The sequence below is a fragment of the Staphylococcus sp. 231237_7MaSpsaltlick genome, from assembly GCF_043107035.1.
On sequence record NZ_JBICNX010000405.1, the window covers coordinates 1 to 425 of the forward strand.

The 425-nt window shown below is 36.7% G+C and carries 1 protein-coding gene; it reads right to left on the reverse strand.

Annotation, left to right across the window (positions count from 1 at the left end; translation table 11 throughout):
- Positions 1–299 (reverse strand): phage terminase large subunit (locus ACF91D_RS32105; RefSeq protein WP_392438754.1); only part of this gene is annotated, 299 nt, incomplete at its 3' end.
- Positions 300–425: the final 126 nt, after the last annotated feature.

Consider the following 425-nt stretch of genomic DNA (forward strand, 5'->3'; position numbering starts at 1 on the left):
TATATAACCTCCATAGGTGACTTTATAATTTGAAACAAATGTGATAAATGATTTTGTTCTATCGCCCACTTAATTTGTTCGAATACAGATGTAGCAAGTGTATTATCTGTCTTACGTATAACTACTGCGTTTACTGGCATCATCACAATAAGCCTTACAATCATTATTGATACATCAGAAGATTTACCACTACCACGTCCACCCTTACCTACTATATTCAAAGTATTAGGATTCTTGGCATGTCTCCAAATATCATGAACTTGTTCCGGGATAATCTCTGATATCTTAACTTGTTTCATCAATGAACCTCATCTACCAATTGGACTACACCTTCATGGTTAAGCACCTGCTTATCAGTCCACATAGTATAACGTTTGCCTAACAAATCGGCTGCTTTTGTCCTAGCTCGAGTATCCGAACGTTTC